Raw genomic sequence first — 17,492 nt, 5'->3', positions numbered from 1 at the left:
GGCATCCCGGGCCATCATTCCATAAAAACCGGGGAAGGCGTATCAAAAGTCCTCGTCATTGCCGTTCTGCACGAGAATTTCCCGTTTTCCGGCATGGTTGGCAGAGCTGATCAGCCCCTCGTTCTCCATGCGCTCGATCAGGGAAGCGGCGCGGTTGTAGCCGATGGAAAGACGCCGCTGGACATAGGAGGTCGAGGCCTTCTTGTCCTTGAGCACGATCGCCACCGCCCGGTCGTAGAGGTCGTTGCCCTCGTCGCCGCTCGCCAGGCCGCCGCCGTCATAGGGACTGTCGCCGACGTCGTCCTCTTCCTCGGTCACGGCTTCCAGATATTGCGGCGTGCCCTGGACCTTCAGGTGCTTGACGATTTCCTCGACCTCGTCGTCCGACACGAAGGGCCCGTGCACACGCTGGATGCGGCCGCCACCGGCCATGTAGAGCATGTCGCCCATGCCGAGCAGCTGCTCGGCGCCCATTTCGCCCAGGATCGTGCGGCTGTCGATCTTCGACGTTACCTGGAAGGAAATACGGGTCGGGAAGTTCGCCTTGATGGTACCGGTGATGACGTCCACGGACGGACGCTGGGTGGCCATGATCAGATGGATGCCTGCGGCACGCGCCATCTGCGCCAGACGCTGGATCGCGCCCTCGATGTCCTTGCCGGCCACCATCATCAGATCGGCCATTTCGTCGACGATGACGACGATGTAGGGCATGGCTTCGAGCGGCAGTTCCTCTTCCTCGTAGATCGGCTGGCCTGTGTGGCGGTCGAAACCGGTCTGGACGGTGCGGGTGAAGCTCTCGCCCTTTTCCAGCGCCTGCTTGACGCGGGTGTTGTAGCCGTCGATGTTCCGGACGCCCATCTTGGACATCTTGCGGTAGCGGTCCTCCATCTCCCGGACGGCCCACTTCAGCGCGACAACGGCCTTTTTCGGGTCTGTCACCACCGGCGTCAGCAGGTGCGGAATGCCGTCGTAGATGGACAGTTCCAGCATCTTCGGGTCGATCATGATCATCTTGCACTGCTCCGGGTTCAGCCGGTAAAGCAGCGACAGGATCATGGTGTTGATCGCGACGGATTTGCCCGAGCCGGTCGTTCCCGCGACGAGCAGGTGCGGCATGCGGGCCAGATCTTCGACGACGCTTTCGCCGTTGATGGTCTTGCCCAGTCCCAGCGCCAGCTTGCACTTGGATTTCTCGAAATTCTGGGCCGCAAGAAGTTCACGCAGGTAGACGGTCTCGCGGCGGGCATTCGGCAGTTCGATGCCGATGGCGTTCTTCCCCGGGATCACGGCAACGCGGGCGGAAATCGCGCTCATGGAGCGGGCGATATCGTCGGCGAGGCCAATGACGCGGGAGGATTTGATGCCCGGCGCGGGCTCCAGCTCGTAAAGCGTGACGACCGGACCCGGGCGCACCTCGATAATCTCGCCGCGCACACCGAAATCTTCCAGAACCCCTTCCAGGATGCGGGCATTCTGTTCCAGCGCATCGGCGGAAAGACCCGGCACCTTGCCAACGGTCTTCGGCTCGGACAGAAGCCGCAACGGCGGCAGCTCGTATTCTTCCGGCGCGCCGAGGAACGACGGCTGCGCTTCCTCGATCGCCCGTTTGCTCTGTTTCGGTCGTGGTGCCTGCGGGATCACCCGGCCTGTCGCGGAAGGAGACTGTGGCTCTGGAGCGGCACGGGCAGGTTCCGGAGAAGCGATGCCGACGGGAACCGCCGGCCGGCCGGAAACCGGACCCTTGTCGATCATCAGTTCATCCGGCTCGAAGCCTTCGCCTTCTTCATCGTAAGGATCGTCGATATAGGGACCGTCGTGGTCGTCGGCGTCACCGGTGCGGCCGCGCTGGTAGAATTCATCGAGACCGTCGTCGTCGTCATGACCGGCCATCAGGCGACCGGTCAGCGCCTTGCCGATGGACTTGAACCGGCTTTGCTTGCGGGCAGCTTGGCCACCTGCCTCGTAGTCGGTCTCGTCGTCGGCATCAAAATCGCCGTCCTCGTCGTCCTCATACCAGGCCTCTTCGTCAGCCTCTGCGCGACTGCGCCTGAACCCCGTCAGGCGGCGCAGCTGCGCGCCGCCCTGCAGGGCGACATGGGCAACCTGGCCGACAAGGGCACTGGCAAAGAGGCCGAGGCGCGATTCGCCTTCCTCGTCATCAAGGCCGAGATCGTCCTCGATGGACTTGCCGTGACCGCTTGGGCCGGCGACGGGTTCGATGCGCGGGGCCGGTGCACCGACGGAACCCAGCCAGCCGGCCGCGGCCAGCAGCAGGACAACGGAGGGAACGCCGAGACCGAGGCCGCCGACAATGGTGGCGGCGCCTTCGGTCATGTTGCCGGTGATCAGCGCCGGAATGCGATGAACCGTATCACCGAAGAAGCCGCCGAGACCGGTCGGCAGCGGCCAGCTCTCGGGCAACGGCAGGGAAGCGAGGGCACCGGCGGCAAGGCTCGTGCCGGCCAGCCAGAAGAGCAGCCGCTTGCGGCCGATACCGAGGGCGTGGCCGGTCAGCAACCGCCAGCCCCACAGCACCAGCGGCACCAGGAAGACGGCGGTTGCCAGGCCGATCGTCTGCATGAGGATATCGGCGAGGATGGCACCTGGAGCACCAAGGGCATTGCGCACCGGCTCGCCGGTGGCATGGTTGAAGCTCGGGTCACTGACCGACCAGGTGGCGAGCGCCGCCGCCAGCATGGCCGCGACGGCGATGATGGCAAGGCCCGACGCGCCGACCAGATTGCGGCGGAGGAAACGTTTGAGCGGGGTTTCCGTGTCGAGAAGATCGACCGAGCCCCTGCGGCCATTGCCGCGAACCGCGCTGGCCCGCCTCATGCTTTGTCTCCCATCCAGTTTGCCAAACGGTCGAGGGCGATTTCCGCCTGCTCCAGCGGAGCGGTCAGGCTGATACGAATATAGGACCGGCCCGGGTTGCTGCCGTCGGACTGGTCGGAGGCGAGGAAACTGCCCGGCAGCACCTTGACCCCGGCATCGCGCCAGAGCGCCCTGGTCACCGAAACACCGTCACCCCAGCGGCTGACATCGAGCCAAAGGAAAAAACCCGCTTCCGGCGTGACCTTGCCGAGGATCGGTCCGAGCCGGCGTTCGGCTGCTGCGAATTTTTCGTTATAGAGGCGGCGGTTTTCCGCCACATGCGCTTCGTCCTGATAGGCGCGGACCGCCACGGCCTGGGCCGGGAGCGGCACCTGCGGCGCGGCCAGGCCGCGGAACTTGGACCATTTTTTAAGGAAAACCGGATCACCGGCGGCAAAACCGCAGCGCAGGCCGGCGAGATTGGAGCGTTTGGAAAGCGAGTTGAGCACGATGATGTTGGAAAAATCCCCGTCCATCGCCTTTGCAGCTTCCAGGATGCCGACAGGCGGCGTGTCGCGGTAGATCTCCGAATAACACTCGTCGGCGAAAATGAAGAAGTTGTAGCGGCGGGCAAGGCCGATCAGCCGCTGCCAATAGTCCATACCGGCGACGAAACCTTCCGGATTGGTCGGTGAGGCGACATAGAAGGCGACGGTTCGGGACAACAGATCCGCATCGAGGCTGTCGAGGTCGGGCAGGAAGTTGTTGCCAGCGACCGCATCAAGCAGCACCGCCTCGCAATCCGCGACATGGGCTGCGGCCGCATAGGTCTGGTAGAACGGATTGGGCAGAATCACCACCGGGTGGTCGATCCCCTTGTCCAGTTGATCGCGCGCGGCGATGGCGCCGAAGGAAAGGCCTTCGCGCGACCCGTTCAAGGGCAGAACCCCGTGATCGGCATCGATCGAGCCGCCAAGGGAATAGCGCCGGTCCAGCCACGCGGCGATGGCCGCACGAAACTCCGGCGTGCCTTCGATCGGCGGATAGCGGCGGAAACCGGCCATGTTCTCGGCCAGGACGGCAGCGGTAAAATCGGGAATTGCGTGCTGCGGCTCGCCGATCGTCATGATGATCGGATCGAGACCGGGGGTCTCGCCGGCAAGAAGCTCGGCAAGGCGTTGAAAGGGATTGGAGCCCGGCAGGGACACACCGCGCTGATAGGCTTTTTGGCTGGCCACCATGAACATTCCGGCATCGTTACGCATAACTTTGCCCCGAACCTATCCCCGCCTTGGTAAATCCCTTATTAACCAAGGGCGCCCGCGTACAATTTCCCGGTTGCGTCCACAGGCCGAACCTGTTTTCTGGAAGCCGCACAATCAGAACGGGAAATTTCATGCGGCTTGCGATTCGGCCCTGCCTTCCGATCGGACTATTTCTGGCCCTTGTTATGACATCGATGCCCGGTTTTGCCGCTGTGAGCGTCAAGCGGAAGACGGTGACCTACGAGGTCCGCGGCGCCAGCGCCTGGGAGCTGGAAAACCAGATGAGCGAGTTCGGTCCATCGCCGGGCGGCACGTCGAAAAGATACCGCGCCATGACGAATTGGCTGATCTCATGGCAATTCCGCTACAGAAACCGGGGACTGGACGGCTGCGACATGTCGGAGGTGTGGACCGACCTCAAGCTTGAGGTCGTCTATCCCCTGTGGACGGAAAAGTCTGGAGCCACTCCGGCGCTACGGTCGTCCTGGGGCGCTGCCATGCGCGCCCTGGAAGCCCGCGAACAGGCGCGATCGGAGATGGCGATCGAAACCGCGAGGAAGATTGACCGCGCGCTGACGAACATGGTTGCCATTATCAGCTGCGAGCGTTTGAAAGCCGATGCCAACAGGATCGGAAACGCCCTCGTGAAGGAACTGCAGAGCAGGAATGAGGAGGCCTTGCGCAAGGCAGATGAAATCCCGGCCTTGCGCGACTGAGCAAATTGCACCTTTGTGTAGGGTCAGCGCGGCAACGCGAGAACCTGTACGGAGGAATATGTGACACGCCTGCCTTTGACCGTCGTCTGTTTCGGCGATTCCCTGACCTGGGGCTTCAATCCCACCGACAAGTCCCGCTACGGCCATGACGTCCGCTGGACCCGGCGCCTGCAGAAGGAGCTCGGGCCGGACTTCTATGTGGTCGAGGAAGGTGTCAACGGGCGTACGACCGTTTTCGAAGACCCGGTCAAGGGCGACAAGAACGGACTTCAGCACCTGGCGACCGTGCGCAAGACGAACATGCCGATCGATATCCTGATCATCATGCTCGGCACCAACGACCTGCAGGGCCGCTTCGCCATGAATGCCGAAACGATCGCAGTTGCGATGGGCCGGCTTCTGGAATTCGCCCGCCGGCCGACCGACGACGTCGAGGGAAGGGCACCGAAAGTCCTGCTGATGTCACCTCCTCCCTTGGCGCCATTGGCAGGCACAATCTACGAGGCCCAGTTCGGCCCCAGTGCCGAGGCGGAATCCCACAAGCTTGCAGCCTGTTACAAGGCAAAGGCCGCCGAATACGGCGTTGCCTTTTTCGATACGGGTACGGTCATTTCCTCAAGCCCGGTTGACGCCGTCCATTTCGATCCGGAACCTCAGGCGGATCTGGCCAAGGCAATCGCGGAGGAGGTCCGCAGGCTATCTGTGGAGATCAGCTGAGCTCCAGCTTCTCCAGCGCCTTGCGAAGCCGGACCTTGACCGACCCGGCCGTTTCCATCTCCCCGGCCTGCCGCAGGACCGTGAGAGCCTGATGTTTCCGTTCCGGGTACCGGCACGCAAGCAGGGCAAGGGCGTAATATGCCCAGGCACGGACAAGCTTGTTCTTCGAGGCAATCGCATCATCGACAAAAGCTGAGAGCACGATTTCCGCATCCTGTGGCAGGGCAAGGTGCTCCAGGTATTGCAGCACATGCAGGCGGGCCTGCCAGTCGGTGACCTGCGCCAGGTGCGCCAGATGGTCCCGTGTCTGGGTCTCCGATAACGTCTGACCCTTGCCGTCGAAATGGTGCTTCAGCAGCCAGGTGGCGCTGCGCTGGCAATCGGGCAGGGCTGAAAGCGCAACGAGCTGATCCAGAAAGACGGGAGAAGAACACTCGCTCTCGAAGAGCTGTTCCAGAACGCCGGTGTCCCTGCCGTCCCAGCCGGAAAGAACTTCGCGCAGCGTGCCGGTCATGGCCCTACCTCAGAAATCCACCGTCAGACCCTTGATCTCCCAGTCGTCGTAGCGCGTCGGCTCCAGCCCGCCGCGGCCGTTGACTTCCTCGGGCATCTCTTTCTGGCGTGCGTCGATCTCGCGGCGGCGTTCTTCGGCTTCAAGCAAAGCACGTTGGGCAGCCGGCGGCAGATCCTCGAACTTCTTCTTCGGAACATCCGCGATCTCCGTCTTCAGGGACGGGGCTTCGCTCTGGCTGTAGGCGTTGGTCGGGCTGTCCGGCTTGTCGGTCATGGCTCTTCGGATTTTGAGAGATTACAGGTTTGTCACGTATATAGGCCAATCTTGCCAAGAATGGCAGCACTCCCCATCTTTCAGACGGAACCGGAGGCTTTCAAGGCCTCTGATAGGCCTAACGACACAGGACGAAACGGAACAGAGCTGCGATGAACTACATCCGCACGGCAATGCTTCTGGCGGCGATGACCGCCCTTTTCATGGGTATCGGCTTCATGATCGGCGGACAGTCGGGCATGTTGATTGCCCTTGCCGTTGCCGCTGCCATGAACCTCTTCAGCTACTGGAACGCCGACAAGATGGTGCTGCGCATGCACCATGCGCGCGAGGTGGATGAACGCACTGCGCCCGAGTTTTACCGCATGGTGCAACGGCTGGCACAAAATGCCGGCCTGCCGATGCCCAAGGTCTACCTGATCGACAATCCGCAGCCGAACGCCTTTGCCACCGGCCGCAATCCGGAAAATGCCGCCGTTGCGGCGACGACCGGCTTGCTCAACCTGCTGACGCAGGAAGAAATCGCCGGGGTGATGGCGCATGAGCTGGCCCATGTGAAGAACCACGACACCTTGATCATGACGATCACGGCGACCATTGCCGGTGCCATCTCCATGCTGGCGAATTTCGCGTTCTTCTTCGGCGGCAACCGCAACAATCCGCTCGGCATTGTCGGCGTCATCCTGATGATGATCGTCGCGCCGATGGCCGCAATGATCGTGCAGATGGCGATTTCCCGGACACGCGAATATGCCGCCGACCGCATGGGCGCGCAGATCTGCGGCGAACCGATGTGGCTGGCCTCGGCGCTTGCCAAGATTTCCCGCGGCGTGGAACAGATCCACAACCCGGATGCGGAAGCCAATCCGGCAACCGCGCACATGTTCATCATGAACCCGCTGTCGGGCGAGCGTATGGACAATCTCTTCTCCACCCACCCGGACACGCAGAACCGTATCAACGAACTGCGCAAGCTGTCGGACGCGGGTCTCGGCACCGGAGGCCGCGCCACCGCCGGCCGCACGGCCCCTTCCCCGTCTTCCGGTCCCTGGGGCGGCACCGCCCGCCCGTCGTCCACCGGCATGCCGCGCCACCCCAAGGGTCCCTGGGGATAAATGGCTGTAACACGTCTTTATCGATTTGAAAGCTCACAGGAGCTTGGAAAAACAGAAACATTTCCTGTTCGGTGCGTTTGACAGATCACTATGGCGTCACCCCGGACAAGCGAAGCGCAGATCCGGGGCCTACTCGCAGAGCCACTTGCCGAAACGCGCAAGGTTCCATGAAGAAGTCGCCACCACGCCAGCTCTCTGGAAGCGAGTGGGCCCCGGGTCTCGCGATGCTCGCCCGGGGTGACACCGGCGTGTTTTTTGCGGGCCTATTCCAAATGCGGTTACCGTGCCGGGAAGGGGGAGAGGGGAGCAAGCGGTAAGGTCCGGAAGAATAGTGGTTCGGACGTGGATTGAGATCAGCCCCAAAGGGTACAGGGCAGAATCCGCTTTGCCGGACAATCGCCCGGCTTTACACTGACCAGATGCGCCGCGACCGGAGGCCCGGTCTGCGGCGCTTGATTTTGATACCTGCCGGAGCAGCGAACCGGCGATGCGATTGGACCAGCGCTTGACCAAACGGGCGAACAAAAAACCGGACGCCAAAGGCAAACCGGACGCGGAAAGAACCGAAAAGCCCGGCTTTGCCGCGCGCAAAGTTGCTGCCGACATTCTAGGCAATGTGGTGCACAAGCGCCGGCCGCTTGACGGCGAGCTGGAGGCCGGCGCCGGTCATTCCGGGTTCCGGGCCCTTGCCGCCAACGACCGTGCTCTTGTTCGGGCAATCGTCGGCGCGGCCCTGAGGCATCGCGGCGAGATTGGCGAGATCCTGGAACGTCTGCTCGACCGGCCGATCCCGGAAAAGACCGGCCGTGTGCTCGATATCCTGCATGTGGCGATCGCCCAGATGCTGTTTCTGGATATTCCGGACCGCGCGGCGGTGTCGCTTGCCGTCGATCATGCAGGGCTCGACCGGCGCGCCCGTCCCTACAAGGGCCTCGTCAACGGCGTGCTACGCCGCCTCGGCCGCGAACGCGACGACGTCACCGGCGATCTCGATCCCGATCTCCTCAACACGCCCGCCTGGCTGATGGAAAGCTGGCAAGGGGCTTACGGGCCCGGGACGGCCCGGGCCATTGCCGCCGCCCACAAGCACGAGGCCGCGCTCGATCTCTCCGTCAAGGCGGACCCTGAAGGCTGGGCCGCGAAGCTTGACGGCCGGGTCGTCGGTGCCGGCAGCGTACGGCTGGTCAAAAAAGGTGCCGTCGAGGCACTGGAAGGCTTCGGCGACGGCGCCTGGTGGGTTCAGGATGTGGCGGCCGCCCTGCCGGCGCGGCTTCTGGGCGATGTCAGCGGTCTGAAAGTCGCAGACCTTTGTGCCGCGCCCGGCGGCAAGACGGCCCAGCTGGCGGCAGCCGGCGCCGACGTTACGGCGGTCGATATTTCCGGCAGCCGTCTGAAACGGCTTGAAGAAAACATGACCCGCCTTGGGCTGAGCGTGCGCACCGTTACGTCGGACCTCCGGGAATTTACGCCGATTGAGCCCTTCGACGCGATCCTTCTGGATGCGCCGTGCAGCGCCACCGGCACCATCCGCCGCCATCCGGACGTACCCTGGATCAAGCAGGCCTACGACATTGAAAAACTGTCCGAAATCCAGCGCGAGCTGCTCGACAGGGTGCTTGGCTGGGTGAAACCCGGCGGGCTCATTGTCTATTGCACCTGTTCGCTGGAGGCAGCGGAAGGGGAAGCCCAGGCCCGTGACTTCCTGGACCGGCAGGCAGACAAGGTGGAGCTGGTTCCGGTGATGGCTGAAGAGGTCGGCCGCCTTACCGAAACGGTCACCGAAGAGGGTTATCTTCGCTGTCTGCCCTGCCATGATGCCAGCCTGGGAGACGGGGCCGGCGGCATGGACGGCTTTTTCGCCGCAAGATTCCGCCGGTTTTAACGCGGCATAAACTGTTCACTTGCAATGATTCTTTAAATGAAATGCTAACCTTAATGCTTCGTTTCCTGAATTAACGACCGGAGACCTCCAATAAACGCGCAGAAACCATCGGTGTTGGGGATGGTTTGGTGAATAGTGCAAGCCTGAGTGAAAGAAGCCGGATCTGGCGGCTTTTGGCCCTGCATGTTTGGCAACGATCCCTGAAATGGATGCATGGCGGCCCCCTGTTCCGCATGCAGCCGTTTTCGGCTGTGCCGGCGCGTCTCCTGATCGCGCCGCAGGATCTGCGCACGGCCGACGCCACCAATGCGGCCGATATCTACGGCGGACGGTTTCTCTTTTCCGGTCACCTGGTGGAAACGCAGGGCAGGTCGCCCTTCGAGCTGAAAGCCGTGCACGAGGACTGGCAGCGCGAGCTGCACGGGTTCGGCTGGCTGCGCGATTTGCGCGCCTCCGACAGCCAGATTGCCCGGCAGAACGCCCGCGCTCTGGTCGACGACTGGATCCGGTATTGCGGCCGCTGGCATGACATCGGCTGGGAAGCCGACGTCGTCACCCGCCGCATCCTCTCCTGGCTCGCCCATTCGCCCTTCATCCTTCAGGACGGCGACCACGACTTCTACCGCAGTTTCGTCCGCTCGCTTGCCCGCCAGGTGCGCTACCTGCGCCAGACCATCAACGAGACCGAGGACGGCGTCGAGCGGCTGCATGCGGCGCTCGCCATGGCCTCGGCCTGCATCTCCATGGCCGGCCAGGGCCGCTTCGCCCGCCAGAGCATTCGCCGCCTCGACCAGGAACTGACCCGCCAGATCCTGCCCGACGGCGGCCATATCTCGCGCAATCCGAGGGCGCTGATCGACATCCTTGCCGACCTTTTGCCGATCCGGCAGGCCTTTGTCGCGCAGGGGCTGGAGATCCCGCCCGCCATGCTGCAATCGGTCGACAGGATGATGCCGCTGTTGCGCTTCTTCCGTCACGGCGACGGAGCGCTCGCCCATTTCAACGGCATGGGTTCCACCCCGAGCGATCTGGTCGCGACGATCCTGGCCTATGACGATGCCCGCGGTGCACCCCCGGTGAATGCGCCCCATTCCGGTTATCAGCGCCTCAACTGCGGTGCCTCGGTGGTGCTTGTGGACACCGGCCCGGCACCTGCCCTCGGTATCTCCCGGGATGCCCATGCGGGCTGCCTGTCGCTGGAATTTTCCTCCGGCAGCAACCGCATCGTCGTCAATTGCGGCGTGTCGCCGAAATCCAATCCGGCCTGGCGCCGCGTCAGCCGCTCGACGGCGGCCCATTCCACGGCGACGATCGAGGATACGTCCTCCTGCCACTTCCTGTCAGACAAGCCCTTCGGCCATATCCTCGGCGCACCCATTCTTTCCGGCCCGGCGCACGTTCCGCTGGAGCGGGAGGACGATGCCACCGGCAGCCGCATCACCGCGTCGCACGACGGCTATGCGCATGAATTCCACGTCCTGCACGAACGCGACCTGCGGCTGGCCGGTGACGGCACCGTGCTGGACGGGGTCGACACGTTCAAGGCAACCGGAGAGATCAATCCGGAACACCGCTACGCGATCCGGTTTCATCTGCATCCGGGTCTGCGCTCCTCGCTTATCCGCGGCGGCGCTGCAGTGCTGCTGGTGTGCCGGGACGGAGAGGCCTGGGAATTCGATGCGCCGGGCCTCGACCTGATGCTGGAGGAGAGCATTTACCTCTCCGACGTCTACGGCCACCGCAAGACGGAACAGATCGTCATCTCGGGCTCACTGCTGGAGACGCCCCATGTCGGCTGGCAGTTCCGCAAGACCGCCACGGCCAAGCTCAGCCGCCGCGGCACCAGCGATTTCGACGAAATGGACGAGCCGAACGAGCTCCCGCTCGAAGAATAGGCACTCTCTCAGGGCGCGGTATCTTCCGATTTGCCGGCAGACGTGATAGGGCGAGCGCGATTCTTCCAGATCAGCGGCGGCCCGGCTGGAACCTGTTGAACCGCCAGATGCTGATCGGCCCTTAGGTGCTGGAGCATCTTATGCGCGTTCTTCAGAACGCACGATGTTCCGGACCGTCTACTTCGCGAGGCAAATCCATGGCCATTGTGTCCAAAGCCGTACCCGTTCCCGACCTTGTTCCCGTCAAACGCGCACTTCTTTCCGTCTTCGACAAGACCGGTCTTGTCGACTTTGCAAAGGCGCTTTCCGAGCGAGGTGTCGAGCTTGTCTCCACCGGCGGGTCCTACAAGGCCCTGAAGGATGCAGGGCTGACGGTTCTGGACATTTCCGAAGTCACGGACTTTCCTGAGATCATGGATGGCCGCGTCAAGACGCTGCATCCGAAGGTCCATGGCGGTCTTCTGTCGATCCGCGACGACGCCGATCACCAGGTGGCCATGCGCGATCACGGCATCGTCGGTATCGACCTCTTCTGCGGCAATCTTTATCCGTTCGAACAGGTGATTGCTTCCGGCGCCGATTACGCCACCGGCATCGAGAACATCGATATCGGCGGCCCGGCCATGACCCGCGCGGCTGCCAAGAACCACGCCTACGTGACCGTCGTCACCGATCCGGCCGACTATGAGACGGTTGTCGCCGAGCTTGATGCCAATGACGGCAAGGCACCGCTGGCGCTGCGCAAGAAGCTGGCCCTGAAGGCCTTTGCCCGCACGGCCGCCTATGACGCGGCGGTCTCCAACTGGATGGCCGATCAGCTGGACGAGGCGACGCCCGCCCACCGCGCCGTCGGCGGGCAACTGGCCGAAGTCATGCGCTACGGCGAAAACCCGCACCAGACCGCCGGGTTCTACAAGACCGGCGAAAACCGTCCGGGCGTGGCAACGGCAAAGCAGCTGCAGGGCAAGACGCTTTCCTACAACAACATCAACGACACCGATGCCGCCTTTGAGCTGGTGAGCGAGTTCGACCCGGCACGCACCAGCGCCGTCGCCATCATCAAGCACGCCAACCCCTGCGGCGTTGCTGAAGGGACCAGCCTGAAGGAAGCCTATGAACTGGCCCTGCGCTGCGACCCGGTTTCCGCCTTTGGCGGCATCGTCGCGCTCAACCAGAAGCTCGACGCCGCAGCGGCTGAGGAAATCGTCAAGATCTTCACCGAAGTGATCATCGCGCCGGATGCGGACGAAGACGCCAGGGAAATCATCGCGGCCAAGAAGAACCTGCGCCTGCTGGTGACCGGCGGCCTCGCGGATCCGCGCTCCAGGGGACTTTTCGTCAAGTCCGTCGCCGGCGGTCTTCTGGTCCAGTCCCGCGACAACGGCGTCGTCGATGATCTCGACCTGAAGGTCGTCACCAGGCGGGCGCCGAGCGCGCAGGAACTGGCCGATCTCAAGTTTGCCTTCCGCGTCGCCAAGCACGTGAAGTCCAACGCCATCGTCTATGCAAAGGACGGTGCGACGGTCGGTGTCGGTGCGGGCCAGATGAGCCGGGTGGATTCGTCCCGCATTGCCGCGCGCAAGGCTCTCGACGCGACTGAAGCAGCTGGCCTTTCCGAGCCGCTGACCAAGGGCTGCGTGGTCGCCTCCGACGCTTTCTTCCCGTTTGCGGATGGTCTTCTGTCGGCCGCCGAAGCCGGTGCGACGGCGGTCATCCAGCCGGGCGGTTCCATGCGCGACGACGATGTCATCGCCGCCGCCGACGAAGCGGGGCTTGCCATGGTCCTGACCGGCATGCGCCACTTCCGCCACTGACCTGCCCTTTGCCCGATAACCTTTTGAGGCATACCGAACCCTCCCGCAATCCGGCAATCGCGGGAGGGTATTGCTTTCCTCCTGCGGGCGTTCAGCGGGACGCGCCAAAGATTAGCGAGTTAACTTGCTGCGATTATTGTAAAAACTGACATGATAGGTTTAGAAAAAATTCACCCATTGAAGACCTTGTTAACGCCCCGAAGATAGTCTTGCGCAACCTGAGGCAGATATTCCCCTGCCATTGACTTGCGATTTGCGGAGATTACTCGGTGTTTAAGAGAGCGAAGGTCACTACAAAGCTCATCGGGGCTAGCGCGATTGCCCTGACGGCCGCCCTCGTCGTCGGCATCAGTTTCATCGGCTGGGAAGCTTCCCGGATCACGGGAGATCTCGCCCGGACGGAAGCTGCGACGGTGGCCCGTGAACAGGCACAATTCGTGCAGCGTGGCCTGGAAAAGGGTCTCAAATCCGCCCAGGCACTGGCAAGCACGCTCGGCGGAATGAAGAAAGCCGAGGCGGTCGACCGCGAGGCCTGGAATGCCGTTGTCGAGAACCTCGCGCTCACCAACAAGGATCTCTCCGGCGCCTGGGGCGTTGTCACCGAAAACCAGCTCGACGGCAAAGACGCAGAACTCAAGGGTGACGCCAAATGGGCCGAGGACGGCGAATGGCAGCCCTACTACTTCCGCAAGGCCGACGGCACGCTCGCCTACCGTCCGATCGAGAAGATTTCCATCGGCGACATGTCGGCGACCGACGAGCTCTGGTTCAACGGCGCCTATGTCTCCGGCAAGGACTACATGACCGAGCCCTATAGCTGGGAAGCTGACGGCAAGACGGTAACCGGCGTTTCCTTCTCCGTGCCGATCCGCCACAGCGGCAAGGTGATTGGTGTAGCCGGCGGCGACATCCTGCTGACCCCGCTCTCCGACGAACTGGCCAAGCAGAAGCCGCTGGACACCGGCTCCGTGCATCTTCTTTCCCAGAACGGTGTCTGGATCGCTCACGCGGATCCGGCCGTTCTTGGCAAGCCCTGGGCAGAAGGCCGCTCCGAAGCGGACCTTGCCGTTCAGGAGAAGCTTCTGGCCGCGGTAAAGGAGGGCAAGCCCTTCGAATATGACGGCTACTCCAACACGCTCGGCACCGGTGTCCATCGCATCGTCATGCCGGTGACCGTCACCGGAACCGATGCCAAGCTCGCCGTTGTCGTCAACGTTCCGCTCGACACCATGAACGCGGCTTCCAGGCAGATCACCTCGCTGATCATCGGTGTCGGTATCGTGCTGCTGATCGTGGTGGCGCTCTCGATCTACGTTGTCGGCAACACCATCGTCCGCCGGCCGCTGGAGCGGGCGGTGCACAGCATCCAGGCGCTGATAGACCGCCGCTATGACGAGCCGATCCACGACACGGATCGGCACGACGAAATCGGCGAGATCAGCAAGGCGCTGGAAGTCTTCCGCGACAAGGCCCGCCAGGCCGAGGCGCTGGCCGCCGAGCAGGAAGAGACCCAGCGCCAGCAGCTGGCGCGGGCGGAGCGGATCAGCCACCTGTCGCAGAATTTCGACCGCCAGATTTCCGAACTGACCCAGACGGTCATGAACCAGGTGCAGGATCTGAACACCGCCTCCATGACGCTGACGGCCGGCGCCGACGACACCAGCGAGAAGAGCACCGCGGTCGCCGCTGCATCCGAAGAAGCCTCCTCGAACGTCGAGACCGTCGCTTCGGCCGCCGAAGAACTGATGGCCTCGGTGGGCGAGATTTCCCGCCAGATGACCCAGTCGACGGAAATCGCCTCCCATGCCGTCGAGCAGGCCCAGTCCACGAACAACAAGATCGAAGGACTGGCCAAGGCCGCGCACCGCATCAGCGAAGTGGTCAAGCTCATCACCGACATCGCCGAACAGACCAACCTGCTTGCCCTCAACGCCACCATCGAAGCGGCACGTGCCGGAGAAGCCGGCAAGGGCTTTGCGGTGGTTGCCGCGGAAGTGAAGGAACTGGCCACGCAGACCGCCAAGGCGACAGAGGAAATCTCGCTGCAGATCCAGTCGGTGCAGACCGAAACCGCCGGCTCCGTCGAGGCCATCAAGGGCATTTCGGAAACCATCGAGCGGATGAACGAGATCTCCTCTTCCATCCAGGTCTCCGTCGAGCAGCAGGGCCTTGCCACGGACGAAATCGCCCGCAACATCCAGGAAGCCTCCAACGGCACCCAGGAAGTGGCGCAGAACATCGTCAAGGTTGCGGCGTCCGCCGACGACACCGGCAATGCCGCCCGCCAGGTCTCCGCCTCCGCCAACGTGCTGCAGCAGGAAGCCGACCGGCTGAAACAGGAAGTCGAAGGCTTCCTCGCCAACGTTCGCCAGGTCGCCTGACCCTCTATCGCAGGACTTCAAATCAAACGCGCCGGAGCATCTCCGGCGCGTTTTTGTTTGGGCGGCGCAGGAAAGCTCTTTTTATGCGGATCAAACTCACGGTCGACACGGCAAGTCCCCTTCCCCCTTGTGGGGAAGGGCTAGGGATGGGGGTACACGGCGAAGCCGTTACACATTCAGAGGAATTAGGTTACCCCCACCCCATCCCCTCCCTACAAGGGCGGGGCAATCGCATTTGGAACAGTGACAAAGAAAACACTGGTGTCACCCCGGGCGAGCAACGCGAGACCCGGGGCCCACTCGTTTCCAGAGAGCTGGAATGGTGGCAACTACTTCATGAAGCCTTGCTTGCTTCGGCAAGTGGCTTTGCGAGTAGGCCCCGGATCTGCGCTTCGCTTGTCCGGGGTGACACCGTTGTGATCTGTCAAACGCACCGATTAGAGCAAATCGCGTTTTATCGGAATCGCTTTTCGCTGTCTGAAATCAGAGATTTCAACGCAAAAAGCGATGCAAGACATTTCCAGTTAAACGCGACACGCTCTAAGGAAAAATTCTATATGCGATCGCTCTGCCCTCAAGGAGGAGGGAAGCTACGCGAAGCCGATGCCCAGCCTGTTCCAACGCAGATATTTGACTTGAGGGCAAAACTGTCATGCGAACAGTGTTCAAACGCCCCGTTCCCGCACCTTCAGCAGCAGCACCAGCCCCAGCCCGAAGAATACCAGAATGACCGACATGCCCGCTGACTGGCTGGCGGTGACGGCGGTGACGAGACCGACCGAGAGCGGGGCAAGGAAGCTGGTGACCTTGCCCGAGAGCGCCAGCAGGCCGAAATACTGGGTCATGTGATCGGCCGGGGCGAGGCGCACCAGAAGACTGCGGCAGGCGGCCTGGAGCGGTCCGGAGACGGCGCCGATGACCGCGCCAAGGCCGATGAAGACCTGTTCGGGCAGGGAGGCAAAAAGCTTGCCTTCAGGGGCAGCAGCGGTCTTGACCACGAAGAAGACCGTGGTCCGGTCGACGGAGATCATGCCGAGGCCGCAGATCATCAGGACAATCAGTGAGACCACGATGACCGGCTTGGCGCCGAAGCGGTCGTCCATCGGGCCGCCGAGCAGAAGCCCGAGCGTGCCGGTGATGGTCAGGATGATGCCGAACGTGCCGATTTCGATGGAACCCCAGTCGAGCTGACCGGCGGAATAGATACCGCCAAAGGCAAAAAGCGCGACCAGACCGTCCTTGAAGATCATGTTCGCCAGCAGAAACCGGAAGATGTTCCGGTTGGCCCGCGCCTGCGACAGACTCGCCAGAAGGGTCTTGAGGCCGGAAACGATCGCCGGCCCGAGCTTTGCCTGACGCGGTACGTCAGGCACGAAAAGGAACATCGGCAGCACGAAGATGAGATACCAGAGCACGGAGAATGGACCGGTCGCCCGATCGCCTTCCCCTGTTGCCGGATCAAGTCCGAGGATGGGTTTGAAGCCCAGCAGCGTCTCGCCGGTTTCCGGGCTTGCAGCCAGGAAGCCCAGCGCGATTACCAGGGTCACCAGGCCGCTGACATAGCCGAGTGCCCAGCCGAAACTGGACAGCCGGCCGATCTGCTCCGGCCGCACAAGGGACGGCATCATCGCGTTGTTGAAGACGGTCGCGATTTCAATGGACAGCGTGCCGATAGCAAAGGCGACAAGCGCGATGGCGATACCATGCGGGTTTCCGGGGGCCGCAAACCAGAAGGCCCAGCAGCAGATCACGAAAGGGACCGAACAGGCGAAGATCCACAGCTTGCGCCGGCCGGTCGCATCCGCAACCGACCCCAGGACCGGCGCGGCCACCGCAATGCCGAGCCCGGCCGCCGCCGTCGCAAAGCCCCAGAGCGACTGGCCTGCCGCCGGAGTAGCCGCCAGTGCGGAGGCGAAATAGGGCGCGAAGACGAACGTGGTGATCAGCGTGAAAAACGGCTGTGCCGCCCAGTCGAACAACGCCCAGGACAGGACGGCGCGGCGGTCGGTTTTCTTAGGAAGAGCGCTGGCGATGGATGTCATTCTCGATAGCCCTTCCAGGGAGCGGAAATGGGGTTGATCTGGGCTTTCCACCTCTTCGGCC

12 protein-coding genes are annotated in these 17,492 nt (G+C 62.8%); 7 read left to right on the top strand and 5 right to left on the bottom strand.

The genetic code is table 11. The features are described 5' to 3' along the window. Positions 1 to 42: 42 nt before the first annotated feature. Together ACX3M4_RS19160 and ACX3M4_RS19155 are read right to left on the bottom strand one after the other, a co-directional pair. A complete protein-coding gene (locus ACX3M4_RS19160) occupies positions 43 to 2,838 on the bottom strand; it encodes a DNA translocase FtsK (protein ID WP_459354584.1) in 2,796 nt (931 codons plus the stop codon). After that, positions 2,835 to 4,058, bottom strand: coding sequence for an aminotransferase class I/II-fold pyridoxal phosphate-dependent enzyme (locus ACX3M4_RS19155; RefSeq protein WP_459359463.1), 1,224 nt, complete (start codon positions 4,056 to 4,058; stop codon positions 2,835 to 2,837). The genes ACX3M4_RS19160 and ACX3M4_RS19155 overlap by 4 nt, the downstream gene beginning before the upstream one ends. Before the next feature lie 209 nt (positions 4,059 to 4,267). Between ACX3M4_RS19155 and ACX3M4_RS19150 the strand changes: the two genes are divergently transcribed. Both ACX3M4_RS19150 and ACX3M4_RS19145 read left to right on the top strand, forming a co-directional pair. Then, positions 4,268 to 4,798, top strand: coding sequence for a DUF922 domain-containing protein (locus ACX3M4_RS19150; protein WP_459354583.1), 531 nt, complete (start codon positions 4,268 to 4,270; stop codon positions 4,796 to 4,798). A gap of 60 nt (positions 4,799 to 4,858) precedes the next feature. Continuing rightward, positions 4,859 to 5,515, top strand: a complete 657-nt coding sequence (locus ACX3M4_RS19145) for an SGNH/GDSL hydrolase family protein (RefSeq protein ID WP_459354582.1) — start codon at positions 4,859 to 4,861, stop codon at positions 5,513 to 5,515. On the opposite strand, the gene ACX3M4_RS19140 is transcribed toward ACX3M4_RS19145, so the two are convergent. Both ACX3M4_RS19140 and ACX3M4_RS19135 read right to left on the bottom strand, forming a co-directional pair. After that, positions 5,508 to 6,029, bottom strand: coding sequence for a hypothetical protein (locus tag ACX3M4_RS19140; RefSeq protein ID WP_459354581.1), 522 nt, complete (start codon positions 6,027 to 6,029; stop codon positions 5,508 to 5,510). The genes ACX3M4_RS19145 and ACX3M4_RS19140 overlap by 8 nt on opposite strands. Before the next feature lie 9 nt (positions 6,030 to 6,038). Then, positions 6,039 to 6,302 (bottom strand): DUF1674 domain-containing protein, encoded by a 264-nt coding sequence (locus ACX3M4_RS19135; protein WP_459354580.1) that lies wholly within the window; start codon positions 6,300 to 6,302, stop codon positions 6,039 to 6,041. Between the two features lie 152 nt (positions 6,303 to 6,454). Here ACX3M4_RS19135 and htpX point away from each other — a divergent pair, with 152 nt between their 5' ends. From htpX to ACX3M4_RS19110, 5 genes are all read left to right on the top strand, one after another. After that, complete coding sequence (gene htpX, locus ACX3M4_RS19130; protein ID WP_459354579.1) at positions 6,455 to 7,417, top strand: zinc metalloprotease HtpX; 963 nt, start codon at positions 6,455 to 6,457, stop codon at positions 7,415 to 7,417. 505 nt (positions 7,418 to 7,922) lie between these two features. Next, on the top strand, positions 7,923 to 9,299 hold the full coding sequence (locus ACX3M4_RS19125; RefSeq protein ID WP_459354578.1) for an RsmB/NOP family class I SAM-dependent RNA methyltransferase: 1,377 nt from the start codon (positions 7,923 to 7,925) through the stop codon (positions 9,297 to 9,299). 209 nt (positions 9,300 to 9,508) lie between these two features. Then, positions 9,509 to 11,194, top strand: coding sequence for a heparinase II/III family protein (locus ACX3M4_RS19120; protein WP_459359462.1), 1,686 nt, complete (start codon positions 9,509 to 9,511; stop codon positions 11,192 to 11,194). Between the two features lie 197 nt (positions 11,195 to 11,391). Continuing rightward, on the top strand, positions 11,392 to 13,008 hold the full coding sequence (purH, locus tag ACX3M4_RS19115) for a bifunctional phosphoribosylaminoimidazolecarboxamide formyltransferase/IMP cyclohydrolase (protein WP_459354577.1): 1,617 nt from the start codon (positions 11,392 to 11,394) through the stop codon (positions 13,006 to 13,008). A 269-nt stretch (positions 13,009 to 13,277) separates the two neighbouring features. Further along, positions 13,278 to 15,389 (top strand): methyl-accepting chemotaxis protein, encoded by a 2,112-nt coding sequence (locus ACX3M4_RS19110; RefSeq protein WP_459354576.1) that lies wholly within the window; start codon positions 13,278 to 13,280, stop codon positions 15,387 to 15,389. A 665-nt stretch (positions 15,390 to 16,054) separates the two neighbouring features. Here the strand turns inward: ACX3M4_RS19110 and ACX3M4_RS19105 are convergent. After that, positions 16,055 to 17,431 carry an MFS transporter gene (locus ACX3M4_RS19105; RefSeq protein WP_459354575.1) on the bottom strand — a complete coding sequence of 459 codons (1,377 nt, stop codon included), beginning with the start codon at positions 17,429 to 17,431 and terminating at the stop codon, positions 16,055 to 16,057. Between the last annotated feature and the right edge of the window lie 61 nt (positions 17,432 to 17,492).

This window comes from Roseibium sp. M-1 (genome assembly GCF_054515675.1).
The sequence above is the reverse complement of the archived record's forward strand: the minus strand, read 5'-3'. Positions and strand labels throughout refer to the sequence as shown.